The sequence below is a fragment of the Pseudomonas sp. CAU 1711 genome, assembly GCF_039888625.1.
Classification (GTDB): Bacteria; Pseudomonadota; Gammaproteobacteria; order Pseudomonadales; family Pseudomonadaceae; genus Aquipseudomonas.
The window spans coordinates 185,262-200,994 of record NZ_JBDQQT010000008.1; the positions used below are offsets into that span (position 1 = coordinate 185,262).

The following is a 15,733-nucleotide window of genomic DNA, read 5'->3' on the forward strand; positions in this document are numbered from 1 at the left end:
TCAGAAGCTGGTGCGGTAATGCAGGGTGTAGGCCTCGACCCCGTCGTTGGGCTGCTTGATGCCGGCGTTGGAGTAGTGCACGGCGCGAATGCCGATCTCCTGGCCGGAGAAGCGCAGGCCGGCGCCGATACGGTCCTCGAACTGGAAGGAGGAACCCAGGTCGTTGTCTTCCAGCTCGGTGCTGGAGAAGGCCGCCACGCCGATGCCCGCCTCGATATAGGGCCGCACGCTCTCACCGGCGAACTCGTAGACGAACACCGGGGTGAAGGACAGGCTGTGGTTGCTGGAGGTGTCGTCGCCGTCCCAGTAGGTGTAGCCGGCATCCCAGTAGCCGGTCAGGCGGCCGACGCCGCTCTGCCACCAGCTGGTGTTCCAGTCCCACTGCGCGCCGAGACGATAGACCATGGTGGAATCGCCGCTCTGCCCGATGGCGGCGCTGAAGTCGACGGCCTGGGCGGACAGGCTCCCCATTGCCAGGGCCGCAGCGGCGGCCAGAGAAAGGATCTTCTTCATTCTTATACGTCCTGTACTGAGAGGTAACGGTATTGTCGCTGTGGGAGAGTATAGAAGCCGAGGTTCTTAAGGAAAGCCGTTTCCCGCCAAAGAATCAGCTCAGCGACGACACCGCACAGGCCTCGCCCCAGAGCGCCGGCAGCACCCGCGCCAGTTGCTCGGCCCGGCCACTGGACCAGAAGCGCACCGCGCTCTCGCCACCCGCCTCGGCCAGCAGGCCACGCTCGCCCAGCACCTGTTCCAGACGCCGCGCCACCGCCGCGCCGGTGTCCACCAGGCGTACCGACTCCGGCACCAGCTCGCGCAGCAGCGGCTTGATGAAGGGATAGTGGGTGCAGCCGAGGATCAGGGTATCGCAGCCCTCGGCCAACAGCGGCTCGACCCAGCCGCGCAACAGCGCGCGGGTGTGCGGACCGTCCAGCTCGCCGGCCTCGATCCGCTCGACCAGCCCCGGGCAGGGCTGGGTGACCACCCGCACGTCGCTGGCGAAGCGATCCAGCAGGGCGGCGAACTTGGCGCTCTTCAGCGTACCGGTGGTGGCCAGCACGCCGACCACGCCGCTGCGCGTGGCCGCCGCCGCCGGTTTCACCGCCGGCTCCATGCCGACTATGGGCAGCTCGGCATAGTGCTCGCGCAGCTCGGCCACCGCCGCCGCGGTGGCGGTATTGCAGGCCAGCACCAGCGCCTTGGCGCCCTGCGCCAGGAGGAACTCGGCGATGTGCTGGCTGCGCTCACGGATAAATTCCGCGCTCTTCTCGCCGTAGGGCACATGGCCGCTGTCGGCGACGTAGAGCAGGTCCTCCTGCGGCAGGCGCGCGCGGATCTCGCGCAACACCGAGAGGCCGCCGACGCCGGAGTCGAACACGCCGACCGGCGCTCGACTCATGACCGCCCTCCGCACACCGCGCAGGCCGGGTCACGCTTGACGCGCAGCTCGCGGAAGCGCGAGCCGAGGGCGTCGACCAGCAGCAGGCGGCCCACCAGCGGCTCGCCGAAACCGGCCAGCAGCTTGAGCGCCTCCAGCGCCTGCAGGCTGCCGACCAGGCCCACCAGCGGGCCGACCACCCCGGCCTCGCTGCAGGTCAGCTCGGCCTCGCTGCCGTGGCCGTACAGGCAGTGGTAGCAGGGGCTGGCCGGGTTGCGCGGGTCGAACACCGCGAGCTGGCCCTCCAGGCGGATCGCCGCGCCGCTCACCAGCGGCCGGCCGGCGGCCACGCAGGCGGCATTGACCGCCTCGCGGGTGGCGAAGTTGTCGCTGCAGTCCAGCACCAGGTCCACCGCCGCCACCGCGGCGGCCAGCGAGTCCTCGTCCAGTGCGGCGTGATGCGCCAGCAACCTGACCTGCGGGTTGAGCGCGGCCAGGCGAGCCATGGCCGAGTCGACCTTGCTCACCCCGATCTGCTCGCAGTCATGGATGATCTGGCGCTGCAGGTTGGTCAGGTCGACCCGGTCGAAGTCGGCCAGGTGCAGCTCGCCGACACCGGCGGCGGCCAGGTACAGGGCCACCGGCGAACCGAGGCCGCCGAGGCCGACTATCAACACGCGGCTCTGCTTGAGGCGCAGCTGGCCGGGCACGTCGATCTGCGGCAAGAGGATCTGCCGGCTGTAGCGCAGCAGTTCGTCGTCGGTGAGTTCCAGGGTCATAGCGGCCATTGTCCCAGTGAGATGCGTTCATGATCGCCCAGGTCGCGACGGCTCTCCACCGCGACGAAACCGGCGGCGGCGAGCAGCGCGCGCACGGCGCCGGCCTGATCGAAGCCGTGTTCCAGCAGCAGCCAGCCGCCGGGCTGCAGATGCCGGGGCGCCTCGGCGACGATCTGGCGGATATCGTCCAGCCCGTCGGCACCGGAGATCAGGGCGCTGGCCGGCTCGAAGCGCACATCGCCCTCGCCCAGGTGGCGGTCGTCCGCGGCGATATAGGGCGGGTTGCCGAGGATCAGGTCGAAGCGCTCGCCGGCCAGGGCGGCGAACCAGCTGCTGCGGCGGAACTCGGCATTGCCCAGCCCCAGGCGCAGGCGATTGCGCTCGGCCAGCTCGACCGCCTCGGCGACCCGGTCGACGCCGGTCACCCGCCAGCCGCCGCGCTCGCTGGCCAGGGCCAGGGCGATGGCGCCGGTGCCGGTGCCCAGGTCGAGCACCCGCCGCGGCGTGGCCGGGGCCAGTTGCAGGGCGGTCTCCACCAGCAGTTCGGTATCCGGGCGGGGAATCAGGGTGTGCGGCGCCACCTCCAGGTCCAGGCTCCAGAAGCCCTGGTGGCCGAGGATATAGGCCACCGGCTCGCCGCAGCGGCGACGCTCGAGCATCTGCTCGAAAGCAGCCAGCTGCTCGGCCGTTGGCTCATGCTCGGGCCAGGTGCGCAGGTAGCTGCGCGACTTGCCCAGGGCGGCGGCCAGCAGCAGCTCGGCATCCAGCCGCGCGCTCGGCGAGGCGGGCAGGTCGGCGCTGTCGAGCAGGGATTGGATGGTGGGCATAGCGGTTAGCTTCAAGTTTCAAGCTCCAAGCTTCAAGTCACTTGCAGCTTGTGGCTTGAAGCTGCTCTTAATCGCCCAGCGCCGCCAGCTGGTCGGCCTGGTATTCCTGCAGCAGCGGCTCGATCACCTGTTCCACCGCGCCGCCTATCACCTCGTTCAGCGAGTACAGGGTCAGGTTGATGCGGTGGTCGGTGACCCGACCCTGCGGGAAGTTGTAGGTGCGGATGCGCTCGGAACGGTCGCCGGAACCCACCAGCAGCTTGCGCGTGTCGGAGATTTCCTTGTGCGCGGCGGCGTCCTGCTGGTCCTGCAGCTTGGCCGCCAGCCAGGCCATGGCCTTGGCGCGGTTCTTGTGCTGCGAGCGCTCCTCCTGGCACTCGACCACCAGGCCGGTGGGCAGGTGGGTGATGCGGATCGCCGAGTCGGTCTTGTTCACATGCTGGCCGCCGGCGCCCGAGGCGCGGTAGGTGTCCACGCGCAGGTCGGCCGGGTTGATCTCGATGGCCTGCTGTTCGTCCGGCTCGGGCAGCACGGCGACGGTGCAGGCCGAGGTGTGGATGCGCCCCTGCGACTCGGTCTCCGGCACGCGCTGCACGCGATGGGCGCCGGACTCGAACTTGAGCTTGGCGTAGACATTGTCGCCCTCGACCCGCGAGATCACTTCCTTATAGCCGCCGTGCTCGCCGAGGCTCTCGGAGAGGATCTCGACCCGCCAGCCCTGGCGCTCGGCGTAGCGCGAGTACATGCGGAACAGGTCGCCGGAGAAGATCGCCGCCTCGTCGCCGCCGGTGCCAGCGCGGATTTCCAGGAACACGTTGCGCCCGTCGTTGGGGTCCCTGGGCAGCAGCATGCGCTGCAGGCTGTCCTCCAGGGAGGCCAGGCGCTCCTTGGCCTGGGCCTCCTCCTCCTCGGCCATCTCGCGCAGGTCCGGGTCGCTGTCCTTGAGCAGCGCCTGGGCGCCCTCCAGATCGTCCTGAGTCTTGCGCAGCTCGCGGTAGGCGAGGATCACCGGCTCCACTTCGGCGTACTCCTTGGAGTAGGCGCGGAACTTGGCCTGGTCGCTGATCACCTCGGCATCGCCGAGCAGCGCGGTGAGTTCCTCGAAGCGGTCCTGGAGGGTGTCGAGTTTCTTCAGCAGTGAGGCTTTCATGGCTTGCTCGGGCCCTCGTCGAGGGCAAAGAGTTCCTGGGCCACGGCCAGCGCTTCGAAGCGGCCGTCGGCGGAGATTTTCTTCAGCTGCACGCTGGGCGCGTGCAGCAGCTTGTTGGTCAGGCCGCGGGCCAACTGGGCCAGGGCCTCCTCGGCGCTGGCGCCATTGGCCAGCAGGCGCTGGGCGCGGCTCAGTTCCTCGTCACGCAGGCGCTCGGCCTGCTGGCGGTAGGCCTTGAGCACGTCCACCGCGGCCAGTTCGCGCAGGCGCAGCATGAAGTCCTCGGCGCCGGCGGCCACCAGTTCCTCGGCGGCCTGGGCGGCGCCCTGGCGGCTCTTGAGGTTTTCCTCGATGACCTCATGCAGGTCGTCGACGGTATAGAGGTAGACGTCGTCCAGCTCGCCCACCTCCGGTTCGATGTCGCGCGGCACGGCGATATCGACCATGAACATGGGCTTGTGCTTGCGCTGCTTGAGCGCGCGCTCCACCGCGCCCTTGCCGAGGATGGGCAGCTGGCTGGCGGTGGAGCTGATGACGATGTCGCTGTGCGCCAGTTCCTGGGGAATGTCGGCCAGCAGCACGGCATGCGCGCCGAACTGCTCGGCCAGCTGGCTGGCGCGCTCCAGGGTGCGGTTGGCGACGACGATGCGCTTGACCCCCTGGTCGTGCAGGTGGCGGGCGACCAGGCTGATGGTCTCGCCGGCGCCGATCAGCAGGGCCTGGCTGCGGTGCAGGTCGGCGAAGATCTGCTTGGCCAGGCTGACCGCCGCGAAGGCCACCGACACCGGGTTCTCGCCAATGGCGGTGTCGGTACGCACCGTCTTGGCGGTGCTGAAGGTAGCCTGGAACAGGCGGCCGAGCAGCGGCCCGACGGTGCCGGCCTCGCGCGCCACGGCGTAGGCGGACTTCATCTGGCCGAGGATCTGCGGCTCGCCGAGGATCATCGAGTCCAGCCCCGCGGCCACCCGCATCATATGGCGCACGGCCTCGTTGTCCTCGTGCACGTAGGCGCAGGCGCGCAGTTCGTCGAGGCTCAGGCGGTGGTAGTCGGCCAGCCAGCGCAGCACCTCGTCGGCGTCCAGGCGGTCCTGCTCCAGGTACAGCTCGCTGCGATTGCAGGTGGAGAGGATCGCCGCCTCGCGACTGGGCGTGACGCGACACAGCTGCTGCAGGGCCTCGACCAGTTGCTCGGGGGTGAAGGCCACGCGTTCGCGGACGTCCACCGAGGCGGTCTTGTGGTTGATGCCGAGGGCGAGGAAGGCCATGCAGGGTCGCTAGACAGGTTCGAAAGACCGGCAATTGTCCTACGTCACCCGAGGCAGGACAACTGGCGCGACAAATTGACCCAATAGGCAAAGCCCCGAGAAACCGGCCTGTACTACGTAATGCTGCTCACTTAAGAAAACGCCGCGATTTCTTTACAGAGCCGCGGCGTTTTCTGGCTTGGCCAGCAGCGGAAGGACACTGCGCAATACCATGGCCTGGATGTCGCGGCGCCTTGAGAGCGCCCCCTCTCCCGCCGGGAGAGGGGCTGGGGGTGAGGGACTATCGCCTACTCGTTGCCTGGCCCTCACCCCGACCCTCTCCCAGAGGGAGAGGGAGAACAACAGCCACCGTGCCGACTCAATCAAGGTTCGGCCGAACGCGATGTCGCCAAGTGAACAGCATTAGGCCTGTACTCCGGGCTTTTATGTCATGATGCGGCCACGCCACGGACCGCAGCTTTCCTTATGAACAAATCCCTCGCGTTGCTCACCGCCTCCCTCCTGCTCGCCGGCTGCCAGACCCTGGCCCCCACGCCGGACGGCAGCCCGCCGGTGGAGAGCGCCGAGAGCGCGACGAGCAAAGCGCAGCCCAAGCAGTACGCCTCGTTCAGCGAGGAGACCCTGTACGCCCTGCTCACCGCCGAGCTGGCCGGGCAGCGCGACCGCTTCGACATCGCCCTGGGCAACTACGTGCAACAGGCCAACGCCACCCGCGACCCCGGCGTGGCCGAGCGCGCCTTCCGCATCGCCGAATACCTGGGCGCCGAGCAGGCCGCCCTGGACAGCGCGCTGATCTGGTCGCAGAGCGCGCCGGACAGCGTCGACGCCCAGCGCGCCGCCGCCGTACAGCTGGCCCGCGCCGGTCGCTACGACGAAGCCATGCTCCACATGGAGAAGGTCCTGCAGGGCCAGGGCGACACCCACTTCGACTTCCTCGCCCTGTCCGCCGCCGAGACCGACCCGGACACCCGCGCCGGCCTGATGCAGAGCTTCGAGCGCCTGCTGCAGAAGCACCCGAACAACGGCCAGCTGCTGTTCGGCAAGGCCCTGCTGCTGCACCAGGACGGTCGCCCCGAGGAAGCCCTGGAGCTGCTCGAAGGCAACAAGGCCAGCGAGCAGCAGGTGCCGCCGCTGCTGCTGCGCGCCCGCCTGCTGCAGGGCCTGGGGCGTGGCGAGGAAGCCCTGCCGCTGCTGGAGAGCGGCCTGGAGAAGCACCCCGACGAAAAACGCCTGCGCCTGGCCTATGCCCGCCAGCTGGTCGAGGCCAAGCGCCTGGACGACGCCAAGCGCGAGTTTTCCGGCCTGGTCCAGCAGTTCCCGGACGACGACGACCTGCGCTACTCCCTGGCCCTGGTGTGCATGGAGGCCGAGTCCTGGGACGAGGCCGCCGCCTACCTGGAGGAGCTGGTGGCGCGCGGCGCCCATGCCGACGCCGCGCACTTCAACCTGGGCCGCCTCTACGAGCGGCGCGGCGACTCGGAGAGCGCGCTGATCGAGTACGCCCTGGTCGGCCCGGGCGACGACTACCTGCCCGCCCAGGTGCGCCAGACCGAGATCCTCTTCGCCAGCGAGCGCGCCGCGGAAGCCAGCAACCGCCTGGCGCGCAGCCGCGAAAGCCAACCGGACTACGCCATCCAGCTGTACCTGATCGAAGCGGAGGCCCTGGCCAACCGCCAGCAGCACGAGCAGGCCTGGCAGGTCATGGCCCAGGCCCTGGAGCAGTTCCCCGGCGACACCAACCTGCTCTACACCCGCGCCATGCTCGCCGAGAAGCGTGGCGACCTGGCCGGCCTGGAGCGCGACCTGCGCGACATCATCGAACGCGAACCGGACAATGCCACGGCGCTGAACGCCCTCGGCTACACCCTGGCCGACCGCACCACCCGCTACGACGAGGCCAAGGCCCTGATCGAGCGCGCCCACCGGCTCAACCCGGAGGACGCCGCCACCCTCGACAGCCTGGGCTGGGTCAACTACCGCCTGGGCAACCTGGAGGAGGCCGAGCGCTACCTGCGCGCGGCCCTGGCCAAGTTCCCCGACCACGAGGTCGCCGCCCACCTGGGCGAGGTGCTCTGGGCCCAGGGCCGGCAGCGCGAGGCCCGCAAGGTCTGGTCCGGCGCCCTGAAGACCCAGCCCGACAGCCCCATACTGCGCTCCACCATCCAGCGCCTGACCGGTTCCGAGAAACTCTGATCCATGTTTCGTCACCTCCTCGTTTTCAGCCTCATCGCCCTCCTCGCCGGCTGCGCCGGCCTCACCAGCCGCGAAGCCGTCGAAGGCCAGGGCGACGCCAAGCTCTGGCAGGCGCACAAGGGCCGGATCGCCAGCCTCGACGCCTGGCAGATCAGCGGCAAGGTCGGCATCCGCGCGCCGAAGGACTCCGGCAGCGGCACGCTGTTCTGGCTGCAACGCCAGGGCTACTACGACATCCGCCTGTCCGGGCCACTCGGCCGGGGCGCCGCGCGCCTGACCGGGCGCGAGGGCGACGTGCTGCTGGAAGTGGCCAACCAGGGCCGCTATCAGGCCGCCTCGCCCGAGGCCCTGCTGGAAGAACAGCTCGGCTGGCGCCTGCCGGTCTCCCACCTGTTCTGGTGGGTGCGCGGCCTGCCCGCGCCGGACAGCCAGAGCCGCGTGACCCTCGACAGCGACAGCCAGCTGGCGCGCCTGGAGCAGGACGGCTGGCAGCTGCAGTACCTGAGCTATGTCGAACAGAACGGCTACCGCCTGCCCGAACGCATCAAGCTGCACGGCAAGGACCTCGACATCACCCTGGTGATCAAGGACTGGCAGCCGCGCCAGCTGGGTCAGTAATCCGTTATTCCCTCTCCCCTCGGGGAGAGGGCCAGGGAGAGGGGGCTGCACATCAACCCTCTCCCCCAACCCCTCTCCCGCGAGCGGGAGAGGGGTGATCACAGCCGCCACCACATCGAACACCCCATGACCACCACCGCCATCCCCGCCCACGCCGAGCTGCTCCTGCCCGCCCCGGCCAAGCTCAACCTGATGCTGCATATCCTCGGCCGCCGCGCCGACGGCTATCACCTGCTGCAGACCCTGTTCCAGTTCCTCGACCACGGCGACGAACTGGGTTTCTCGCGCCGCGACGACGGCGAGATCGTCCTGCATAGCGAAGTCCCCGGCGTGCCGCACGACAGCAATCTGATCGTGCGCGCCGCGAGAAAGCTGCAGGCCGAGAGCGGCACCGCCTATGGCGCCGATATCTGGCTGGACAAGCGCCTGCCCATGGGCGGCGGCATCGGCGGCGGCAGCTCGGACGCGGCCACCACCATGGTCGGCCTCGACCACCTGTGGCGCACCGCCCTGGGCGAGGAGCGCCTGGCCCAGCTGGGCCTGGAGCTGGGCGCCGACGTGCCGGTGTTCGTCCGTGGCCGCGCGGCATTCGCCGAAGGCGTGGGCGAGCAGCTGCAACCGGTCGAGCTCCCCGAGCCCTGGTTTCTGGTGGCCATCCCGCAGGTCAGCATCAGCACCGCGGAAGTTTTTGCCGACCCCGAGTTGACACGTGATACCCCCGCCATTACAGTTCGCAGCCTTCCCGAGGGGGGCGGTCGTAACGACTGCCAACCGGTTGTCGAGAAGCGCTACCCCGAAGTGCGTAACGCTTTGATAACGCTCAACAAATTTGTTGCAGCCAAGATGACCGGAACCGGAGCTTGCGTGTTTGGGAGCTTCCCAAACCAGGCCGATGCTGATAAAGTCTCGCGCCAACTTCCGGCCACCCTGCCGAGCTTCGTCGCTCGCGGCTGCAACAGGTCTCCCTTGCACCGCAGGCTCGAAACGGCAACTCGGAAGTGAATGCGGGACGCGATACAGGGGCGTCGCCAAGCGGTAAGGCAGCAGGTTTTGATCCTGCCATGCGTTGGTTCGAATCCAGCCGCCCCTGCCATTAACCTCCCAGCATTCGACTTATACTCTAGGGGCGTCGCCAAGCGGTAAGGCAGCAGGTTTTGATCCTGCCATGCGTTGGTTCGAATCCAGCCGCCCCTGCCATACACTCGGAAGCTGTTCAGGAAGCCCGCTTTCTGAACAGCTTTTTGTTCATCGGAACCACTCCCAGGCAGGTACTGCGCGTGTCCAAGATGATGGTCTTCACGGGGAACTCCAACCCCGATCTGGCCCGGCGCATCGTGCGTCAACTGCACATCCCGCTGGGCGATGCCTCCGTAGGCAAGTTCTCCGACGGCGAAATCAGCGCCGAGATCAACGAGAACGTGCGCGGCAAGGATGTCTTCATCATCCAGCCGACCTGCGCACCGACCAACGACAACCTGATGGAGCTGGTGGTGATGGCCGACGCCTTCCGCCGTTCCTCGGCCACACGCATCACCGCCGTCATCCCCTACTTCGGCTATGCCCGCCAGGACCGCCGCCCGCGCTCCGCCCGCGTGGCGATCAGCGCCAAGGTGGTGGCCGACATGCTGACCGTGGTCGGCATCGACCGCGTGCTCACCGTCGACCTGCACGCCGACCAGATCCAGGGCTTCTTCGACATCCCGGTGGACAACATCTACGGCTCCCCGGTGCTGACCGACGACATCCAGGACCAGCGCTTCGAGAACCTGATGATCGTCTCCCCGGACATCGGCGGCGTGGTCCGCGCCCGCGCCGTGGCCAAGAGCCTGGGCGTCGACCTGGCGATCATCGACAAGCGTCGCGAGAAGGCCAACCACTCCGAAGTCATGCACATCATCGGCGATGTCGAAGGCCGCACCTGCGTGCTGGTCGACGACATGGTCGACACCGCCGGCACCCTCTGCCATGCCGCCAAGGCACTGAAGGAGCACGGCGCCTCGAAGGTCTATGCCTACGCCACCCACCCGGTGCTGTCCGGCCGCGCCATCGAGAACCTGGAAAATTCCGTGCTGGACGCCCTGGTGGTGACCAACACCATCCCGCTGTCCGCCGCCGCCCAGGCCTGCTCCCGCATCCGTCAGCTGGACATGGCCCCGGTGATCGCCGAAGCGGTTCGCCGCATCAGCAACGAAGAATCGATCAGCGCGATGTTCCGCTAAGCGGAACATGCCTGTACGACAAGCGCCCCGCCCCGCGCGGGGCTTTTTGCCCTACCGCCCGAACGCTGGTCGCAAGCGCCTAGGACGGAGTGGTTATTTTGGAGAACTGTAATGACTGATTTTGCCCTGAATGCCGAAGTGCGTTCCGACCTGGGGAAAGGTGCGAGCCGCCGCCTGCGTCGTAACGAAAACCTGGTTCCCGCCGTGATCTACGGCGGCGAGAAGCCGGCCCAGTCCATCAGCCTGCTGGCCAAGGACATCGCCAAGCTGCTGGAAAACGAAGCCGCCTTCAGCCACGTGCTGGCCCTGAACGTCGCCGGCGCCACCGAGAACGTGGTGATCAAGGCCCTGCAGCGCCACCCGGCCAAAGGCTACGTGATGCACGCCGACTTCGTCCGCGTCGTCGCCGGCCAGAAGCTGAGCGCCCACGTTCCGCTGCACTTCATCAACGAAGCCACCTCGGTTGGCGTCAAGCAGCAGGGCGGCGAGATCTCCCACACCGTCAGCGAAGTCGAAGTTTCCTGCCAGCCGCAAGACCTGCCGGAATTCATCGAAGTCGACCTGGCCGCCGTTGAAGTCGGTCAGACCGTACACCTGTCCGACATCAAGCTGCCGAAAGGCGTCGAGCTGGTGGCCCTGGCCCACGGCAACGACCTGGCAGTCGCCAACATCCACGCCTCCCGCGTGAAGGAAGAAAGCGCCGAGTAATACTCGACCGCTGCTTCCCGTAAAAGGGCCCCTGACGTGACTGCCATCCAACTGATCGTCGGCCTGGGTAACCCAGGCCCCGAATACGACCAGACCCGGCATAACGCAGGGGCCCTTTTCGTTGAGCGCCTGGCCGACAGCCAACGCATCAGCCTCGCCCTCGACAAGAAATATTTCGGCCTGGTGGGTAAATTCAGCCATCAGGGCCGCGACGTTCGTCTGCTCATCCCCACCACCTACATGAACCGCAGCGGCCAGGCCGTGGCGGCGCTGGCGAATTTCTTCCGCATCCCGGTCGACGCCATGCTGGTGGCCCACGACGAACTCGACATGCCCCCCGGCGCCGCCAAACTCAAGACCGGCGGCGGCCACGGCGGGCACAACGGCCTGCGCGACATCATCGCCCAGTGCGGCAACCAGAACGGCTTCCACCGCCTGCGCCTCGGCATCGGCCACCCCGGCCACGCCAGCCTGGTCTCCGGCTTCGTCCTCGGCCGCGCCCCGCGCAGCGAGCAGGAGCTACTGGACAAGAGCATCGACCACGCCCTCGGCGTGCTGCCCGAGATGCTCGCCGGCGACTGGACCCGCGCCATGCAGAAACTGCACAGCCAGAAAGCCTGACCCCTTTTCACGACTTCATCTGCGCGAGGGATACACCATGGGATTCAACTGCGGCATCGTCGGCCTGCCCAACGTCGGCAAGTCCACCCTGTTCAACGCCCTCACCAAGTCCGGCATCGCCGCGGAGAACTTCCCCTTCTGCACCATCGAGCCGAACAGCGGCATAGTGCCGATGCCCGACCCGCGCCTGGACGCCCTGGCGGCCATCGTCAAACCGGAGAAGGTCATCCCCACCACCATGGAATTCGTCGACATCGCCGGCCTGGTGGCGGGCGCCTCCAAGGGTGAAGGCCTGGGCAACAAGTTCCTCGCCAATATCCGCGAGACCGATGCCATCGCCCACGTGGTGCGCTGCTTCGAGGACGACAACGTCATCCACGTGGCCAACAGCGTCGACCCCAAGCGCGACATCGAGATCATCGAGCTGGAACTGATCATGGCCGACCTCGACAGCTGCGAGAAGCAGCTGCAGCGCGTCACCCGCGCCGCCAAGGGCGGCGACAAGGAAGCCGTGGCGCAGAAAGGCCTGCTGGAGAAACTCATCCCGCACTTCACCGAAGGCAAACCGGCGCGCAGCCTGCTGAAGAACCTGGGCGACGACGAGAAACGCCTGGCCAGGACCTTCCACCTGCTCACCACCAAGCCGGTGATGTACATCGCCAACGTCGCCGAGGACGGCTTCGAGAACAACCCGCACCTCGACGTGGTGCGCGCCATCGCCGAGGAAGAAGGCGCCGTGGTGGTGCCGGTATGCAACAAGATCGAGGCCGAGATCGCCGAACTGGACGATCTGGAAGAGATGCAGATGTTCCTCGAGACCATGGGCATGGAAGAGCCGGGCCTGAACCGCGTGATCCGCGCCGGCTACGGCCTGCTCAACCTGCAGACCTACTTCACCGCCGGGGTGAAGGAAGTCCGCGCCTGGACCGTGCGCATCGGCGCCACCGCCCCGCAGGCCGCCGGCGTGATCCACACCGACTTCGAGAAGGGCTTCATCCGCGCCGAAGTGGTGGCCTACGACGACTTCATCCAATACAAGGGCGAAGGCGGCGCCAAGGAAGCCGGCAAATGGCGCCTGGAAGGCAAGGACTACATCGTCAAGGACGGCGACGTGATGCACTTCCGCTTCAACGTCTGAGCCCGACCGGAGCCCCGCTATCGCGGGGCTCTGCATTTCTACCGCCACAACAGCTAAGCGCTTGATAAAGCATCAATTTATCCCCCAGAAGGGGTTGACAGCCAACCCCGACAAGAGAATAATGCGCGCCACTCGGCTACATAGCTCAGTCGGTTAGAGCGCAGCATTCATAATGCTGATGTCCCAGGTTCAAGTCCCGGTGTAGCCACCATACAAATCAAAGGGTTAGCTTCGGCTAACCCTTTGTCGTTTCTGGATCCAGACTACAAACAGACTACCGGGCTATTTTAGGCTGTCCAGGGATCGACCAGATTCACACCAAGCGATTCGAAATGACGGGTGTTGCGAGTAGCAACTACCGCATCATGCAGCCGGCCAATAGCGGCAATCTGCGCATCCGCCATTTCAACCACCCTACCCCGCGCCTCACTCTCTGCCGCGATCTCTGCGTAATGAACCGCAGCATCGGCATCGAAGGGCAGGATATTGCCCGCAAAGTCTTCATCGAACATTGCCGACGCCAGATCCAACAGACCTTGCTTGCGCTTCCCATCCGGCATACGTGCGATGCCATACAGAATCTCAGCAACAGTAATCGAGCAGATGACCAGCTCATTGGCTGGCTGAGCATCTGCCCACTCCAGAACACGAGGATCTGGCTTCGCTCGCATGAGCTCGGACAGTACGTTGGTATCGAGCAGGATCATTCATCAAAGCTCGCTGCTCGGGCTTTATCCTTGCGCTCAGGGACTGCCAGATCGGCACCACCCACAGCAGCGAAGCGAGCATGGATACGGCTCCCCAAACCACCGCGCTTCTGATGACGAGAGAGCGCTTGGCGAATAATCATACGGGCCTCTTCTTCCATAGAACGGCCATGACTGGCAGCCACAACACGCAGCTGCGCCTTGAGGTCGTCGTCTAGGTTGCGAATTGTGATGCTGGCCATTTCGCCCTCCGATGAAATCAGTGCAATCATTGATATCATACATGCACACAGGTCACATGCATGCGGCAGGACCACTCTAATGCAGAGGCGAAAGGCGTAACGCAGACTCCAGATGATCCGGCAGCGCATGGACATCGTGATCAATGAGTGCCCAAGATCCGCTGCAAGCCGAGAATATCGCTACCCACCATCATGTAATGACTGGCAAAGGTATGACGCAGGATATGGGTCATCTGCCATGCTGATCGAGAAATGGCCCAGGGTTGGCTGTGCGCTGCGAAACGCGGACTAACCGCCGATGCGCCCTACGAAAGCCACGCTCCCGCTCTTGCTCTAAACTGCCAAACACTGGGGCAGCTTGTGCCGCAGTGTGAGTGCTCTTCTCAAACGCAGGGAAAGGATATCGCCCGTTATGAATACTCAGGGTTGAAGGCGTGCTCATGGGGCGTTTTTTTTACCAGTGCCAGCGCATGCTCGGGCTCGTTTGCGCGTTGCTGCTCTGCGAAATGCCGGAGGCGGCCATGGCGCAGAAAGCCCAGGCTCCGGACCAGCGGCCACGCATTCTTTACTACAACTCGGCAACACCAGAGGATCACTGGTGGCACACCACATCCGAGATCATGCAGGCGGCCTGCGACGACTTGGGCCTGGAGCTTGAGGTCGTTTACGTAAACCGCAACCATATCGGCATGCTGGAGCACTTCGAGTCCGTCATCAACGGCTCGCTCCGCCCCGATGCGGTGGTCTTTCAGAGCCTGAAGAAAAATGGAGTCGGGATGCTCAAACTTGCCGAGCAAGGCAAGATTCCCGCCTTTATGTTCAACGCCGGCCTGACGGCGGAGCAGACCCGGAGCCACGGTGGCCCGCGCGAGCGCTTCAAGTACTGGATCGGGCAGATGCTGCCGGATGATCAGGCCGCCGGCCATGATCTGGCTCTAACGCTCTACCGCGAGGCGCTCAGCAGAGGGCTGGTCGACCATGCGGGAAAAGTGCAATTCCTGGCGATCAACGGCGCGGTGGCGGATGGCGCGGCTATCGAGCGGGCAGCCGGCCTGCAACTGGCCATGCAGCAAGAGCCGGGTATCGCGCTGCAGCAACTCACCTCGGCTAACTGGCAGCGCGAGCAAGGCAAGTTGGTGTTCCTCGGCCTGAGCCGGCGCTACCCGCAAGCCAAGGCGGTCTGGGCGGCCAACGACCCGATGGGGCTGGGCGCCCTGGATGGCATGCTGGAGCGGGGCCTGGTGCCAGGCAAGGACATGCTCGTGGGCTCTATCGACTGGGTTCCCGAGGCCCTGCATGAGGTGGCCAATAATCGCCTGGTCACCACCCAGGGTGGCCATTTCATGGAAGCCGGCTGGGTGATGGTGCTGCTGCACGATTATTTCAAGCAGCGCGACTTTGCCAGCGAAGCCGTAAGCTTCAAGACCAAGATGACCGCGCTGTCCCAGCGTGACAGCGCGGCATATCTACGCGCCTTCACGCCGGAGAACTTCCATAAGATTAATTTCCGGCAGTTCTCCAAGGCCGAAAACCCTGCGCTGCAGCAATACAACTTCAGCTTCGCGCCGGTCCTGGCCGACCTGCTAGACCAGGAGTAATGCCCTTCGTCGCTCCACGGGCTCAACAGCAATGCGCAGGCGTGGGGCATGGCCTGTTCCTTCCGCTGCTTGCCCCGTGCGCGGCGGCAGTGATCGCTAGTTCTGCTCATTCTCTCCTTGCTCGTTCTCCCGCTCGGATCGGCAGCGCCGGCCATATTCGGTGTCATAACAGCGATCCGACTCGTAGCCATGCTGATCGCGATGCCGCGAGTCTGCCGGGTAATAGACGCAGCCTGCCTGAAGCAGAAAGAGACAGGCCAGGGCGGTACGAATGAGTGAAGCAGGCATGA

The 15,733-nt window shown here is 66.1% G+C and carries 16 protein-coding genes, 3 tRNA genes and 1 pseudogene; 11 read left to right on the forward strand and 9 right to left on the reverse strand.

What is annotated here, in order from left to right; genetic code table 11:
* From AAFN46_RS11330 to hemA, 6 genes are all read right to left on the reverse strand, one after another.
* Complete coding sequence (locus tag AAFN46_RS11330; protein WP_347808797.1) at window positions 1-513, reverse strand: acyloxyacyl hydrolase; 513 nt, start codon at window positions 511-513, stop codon at window positions 1-3.
* A gap of 94 nt (window positions 514-607) precedes the next feature.
* On the reverse strand, window positions 608-1,399 hold the full coding sequence (gene murI, locus AAFN46_RS11335) for a glutamate racemase (protein ID WP_347808798.1): 792 nt from the start codon (window positions 1,397-1,399) through the stop codon (window positions 608-610).
* Complete coding sequence (locus tag AAFN46_RS11340) at window positions 1,396-2,157, reverse strand: molybdopterin-synthase adenylyltransferase MoeB (protein ID WP_347808799.1); 762 nt, start codon at window positions 2,155-2,157, stop codon at window positions 1,396-1,398. Before AAFN46_RS11340 ends, murI begins: the two co-directional genes overlap by 4 nt.
* The gene (gene prmC, locus AAFN46_RS11345; protein WP_347808800.1) at window positions 2,154-2,984 is read right to left on the reverse strand and encodes a peptide chain release factor N(5)-glutamine methyltransferase; all 831 of its coding nucleotides are present in this window, start codon (window positions 2,982-2,984) and stop codon (window positions 2,154-2,156) included. The genes AAFN46_RS11340 and prmC overlap by 4 nt, the downstream gene beginning before the upstream one ends.
* Window positions 2,985-3,051: 67 nt before the next feature.
* Window positions 3,052-4,134: a peptide chain release factor 1 gene (prfA, locus tag AAFN46_RS11350; RefSeq protein WP_347808801.1), complete on the reverse strand. Its 1,083-nt coding sequence runs from the start codon at window positions 4,132-4,134 to the stop codon at window positions 3,052-3,054.
* Window positions 4,131-5,399: a glutamyl-tRNA reductase gene (hemA, locus tag AAFN46_RS11355; protein WP_347808802.1), complete on the reverse strand. Its 1,269-nt coding sequence runs from the start codon at window positions 5,397-5,399 to the stop codon at window positions 4,131-4,133. Before hemA ends, prfA begins: the two co-directional genes overlap by 4 nt.
* Window positions 5,400-5,864: 465 nt before the next feature.
* On the opposite strand from hemA, the gene AAFN46_RS11360 reads away from it, so the two are divergent.
* The 10 genes from AAFN46_RS11360 to AAFN46_RS11405 all read left to right on the forward strand — a co-directional run bounded on the left by AAFN46_RS11360 (window position 5,865) and on the right by AAFN46_RS11405 (window position 13,107).
* Complete coding sequence (locus tag AAFN46_RS11360) at window positions 5,865-7,592, forward strand: tetratricopeptide repeat protein (RefSeq protein WP_347808803.1); 1,728 nt, start codon at window positions 5,865-5,867, stop codon at window positions 7,590-7,592.
* Between the two features lie 3 nt (window positions 7,593-7,595).
* Window positions 7,596-8,210, forward strand: a complete 615-nt coding sequence (lolB, locus tag AAFN46_RS11365) for a lipoprotein insertase outer membrane protein LolB (protein ID WP_347808804.1) — start codon at window positions 7,596-7,598, stop codon at window positions 8,208-8,210.
* Between the two features lie 126 nt (window positions 8,211-8,336).
* A complete protein-coding gene (ispE, locus tag AAFN46_RS11370; protein WP_347808805.1) occupies window positions 8,337-9,212 on the forward strand; it encodes a 4-(cytidine 5'-diphospho)-2-C-methyl-D-erythritol kinase in 876 nt (291 codons plus the stop codon).
* Between the two features lie 16 nt (window positions 9,213-9,228).
* Window positions 9,229-9,303 (forward strand) — tRNA-Gln (locus AAFN46_RS11375).
* Window positions 9,304-9,332: 29 nt separating this feature from the next.
* Window positions 9,333-9,407, forward strand: a tRNA-Gln gene (locus AAFN46_RS11380).
* An 80-nt stretch (window positions 9,408-9,487) separates the two neighbouring features.
* The gene (locus AAFN46_RS11385) at window positions 9,488-10,429 is read left to right on the forward strand and encodes a ribose-phosphate pyrophosphokinase (RefSeq protein ID WP_277690005.1); all 942 of its coding nucleotides are present in this window, start codon (window positions 9,488-9,490) and stop codon (window positions 10,427-10,429) included.
* Window positions 10,430-10,540: 111 nt separating this feature from the next.
* Window positions 10,541-11,137 (forward strand): 50S ribosomal protein L25/general stress protein Ctc, encoded by a 597-nt coding sequence (locus AAFN46_RS11390; protein ID WP_347808806.1) that lies wholly within the window; start codon window positions 10,541-10,543, stop codon window positions 11,135-11,137.
* Window positions 11,138-11,173: 36 nt separating this feature from the next.
* Window positions 11,174-11,758 (forward strand): aminoacyl-tRNA hydrolase, encoded by a 585-nt coding sequence (pth, locus tag AAFN46_RS11395; protein ID WP_347808807.1) that lies wholly within the window; start codon window positions 11,174-11,176, stop codon window positions 11,756-11,758.
* Window positions 11,759-11,795: 37 nt separating this feature from the next.
* Entirely contained in the window at window positions 11,796-12,896 is a 1,101-nt protein-coding gene (gene ychF / locus AAFN46_RS11400) for a redox-regulated ATPase YchF (RefSeq protein ID WP_347808808.1), read from the forward strand.
* A gap of 134 nt (window positions 12,897-13,030) precedes the next feature.
* Window positions 13,031-13,107: transfer RNA gene (locus AAFN46_RS11405), tRNA-Met, on the forward strand.
* Window positions 13,108-13,183: 76 nt separating this feature from the next.
* Here AAFN46_RS11405 and AAFN46_RS11410 read toward each other — a convergent pair.
* The 3 genes and pseudogenes from AAFN46_RS11410 to AAFN46_RS11420 all read right to left on the reverse strand — a co-directional run.
* Complete coding sequence (locus AAFN46_RS11410) at window positions 13,184-13,603, reverse strand: type II toxin-antitoxin system VapC family toxin (protein ID WP_347808809.1); 420 nt, start codon at window positions 13,601-13,603, stop codon at window positions 13,184-13,186.
* Window positions 13,600-13,845, reverse strand: a complete 246-nt coding sequence (locus AAFN46_RS11415; protein ID WP_347808823.1) for an Arc family DNA-binding protein — start codon at window positions 13,843-13,845, stop codon at window positions 13,600-13,602. Before AAFN46_RS11415 ends, AAFN46_RS11410 begins: the two co-directional genes overlap by 4 nt.
* Window positions 13,846-13,921: 76 nt before the next feature.
* A pseudogene (locus AAFN46_RS11420) lies at window positions 13,922-14,081 on the reverse strand (integrase); the annotation flags it as partial.
* A 204-nt stretch (window positions 14,082-14,285) separates the two neighbouring features.
* On the opposite strand from AAFN46_RS11420, the gene AAFN46_RS11425 reads away from it, so the two are divergent.
* The gene (locus tag AAFN46_RS11425) at window positions 14,286-15,443 is read left to right on the forward strand and encodes an ABC transporter substrate-binding protein (RefSeq protein ID WP_347808810.1); all 1,158 of its coding nucleotides are present in this window, start codon (window positions 14,286-14,288) and stop codon (window positions 15,441-15,443) included.
* Window positions 15,444-15,733 lie beyond the last annotated feature (290 nt).

What these genes read in the sequence shown, in the direction of transcription:
- AAFN46_RS11330 (WP_347808797.1), bottom strand. Translation starts at nt 513, where the DNA reads ATGAAGAAGATCCTTTCTCTGGCCGCCGCTGCGGCCCTGGCAATGGGG.
- murI (WP_347808798.1), bottom strand. Translation starts at nt 1,399, where the DNA reads ATGAGTCGAGCGCCGGTCGGCGTGTTCGACTCCGGCGTCGGCGGCCTC.
- AAFN46_RS11340 (WP_347808799.1), bottom strand. Translation starts at nt 2,157, where the DNA reads ATGACCCTGGAACTCACCGACGACGAACTGCTGCGCTACAGCCGGCAG.
- prmC (WP_347808800.1), bottom strand. Translation starts at nt 2,984, where the DNA reads ATGCCCACCATCCAATCCCTGCTCGACAGCGCCGACCTGCCCGCCTCG.
- prfA (WP_347808801.1), bottom strand. Translation starts at nt 4,134, where the DNA reads ATGAAAGCCTCACTGCTGAAGAAACTCGACACCCTCCAGGACCGCTTC.
- hemA (WP_347808802.1), bottom strand. Translation starts at nt 5,399, where the DNA reads ATGGCCTTCCTCGCCCTCGGCATCAACCACAAGACCGCCTCGGTGGAC.
- AAFN46_RS11360 (WP_347808803.1), top strand. Translation starts at nt 5,865, where the DNA reads ATGAACAAATCCCTCGCGTTGCTCACCGCCTCCCTCCTGCTCGCCGGC.
- lolB (WP_347808804.1), top strand. Translation starts at nt 7,596, where the DNA reads ATGTTTCGTCACCTCCTCGTTTTCAGCCTCATCGCCCTCCTCGCCGGC.
- ispE (WP_347808805.1), top strand. Translation starts at nt 8,337, where the DNA reads ATGACCACCACCGCCATCCCCGCCCACGCCGAGCTGCTCCTGCCCGCC.
- AAFN46_RS11390 (WP_347808806.1), top strand. Translation starts at nt 10,541, where the DNA reads ATGACTGATTTTGCCCTGAATGCCGAAGTGCGTTCCGACCTGGGGAAA.
- ychF (WP_347808808.1), top strand. Translation starts at nt 11,796, where the DNA reads ATGGGATTCAACTGCGGCATCGTCGGCCTGCCCAACGTCGGCAAGTCC.
- AAFN46_RS11410 (WP_347808809.1), bottom strand. Translation starts at nt 13,603, where the DNA reads ATGATCCTGCTCGATACCAACGTACTGTCCGAGCTCATGCGAGCGAAG.
- AAFN46_RS11415 (WP_347808823.1), bottom strand. Translation starts at nt 13,845, where the DNA reads ATGGCCAGCATCACAATTCGCAACCTAGACGACGACCTCAAGGCGCAG.
- AAFN46_RS11425 (WP_347808810.1), top strand. Translation starts at nt 14,286, where the DNA reads ATGGGGCGTTTTTTTTACCAGTGCCAGCGCATGCTCGGGCTCGTTTGC.